The following is a 436-nucleotide window of genomic DNA, read 5'->3' as shown; positions in this document are numbered from 1 at the left end:
GTTTGGCTTGATTCTGCATGAAGATGCTTTCGGATATAGATTTATTGGGAGGACAGGGCCGTATCTTTTGCCAAAGAGGCAAGCCTGCGGCTTGCTTGCCCTCTCCCTAGCCCTCTCCCACGGGGAGAGGGAATTGGGCTGTCGAGCCTGAACATTTTCAGGTTTACCTGCCATCTAATTCCCAATCCTGCACTCTTTGATTTTCAGCAACTTGATTCCCTCTCCCCGTGGGAGAGGGCAACGAACCGCAAGGTTTGTCAGATACTCAAATGCCCGTATCATTCATATTATTGATATTATTGTTTGAATTGTATTGTTTTCAATAATAATAAATAATCCTAAACCAATATAAATAACAGCCATTATCCAACGACTAAACTTCTCTACAATTTCACCAATACCTGCAATATTAGCCAATCTTTGTGCTGTATATACT

1 protein-coding gene is annotated in these 436 nt (G+C 42.0%); it reads right to left on the bottom strand.

Translation table 11 applies throughout. From position 1 onward, the window contains the following. Positions 1–282 precede the first annotated feature (282 nt). Positions 283–436: cadmium resistance transporter (locus tag ACTHS3_RS17025; protein WP_440368645.1), on the bottom strand; the 154-nt coding region annotated here is incomplete at its 5' end.

It is taken from the genome of Neisseria sp. P0009.S007 (assembly GCF_051962515.1).
Note: the sequence above shows the minus strand (reverse complement) of the source record. Positions and strands in the feature narration are given on the sequence as shown.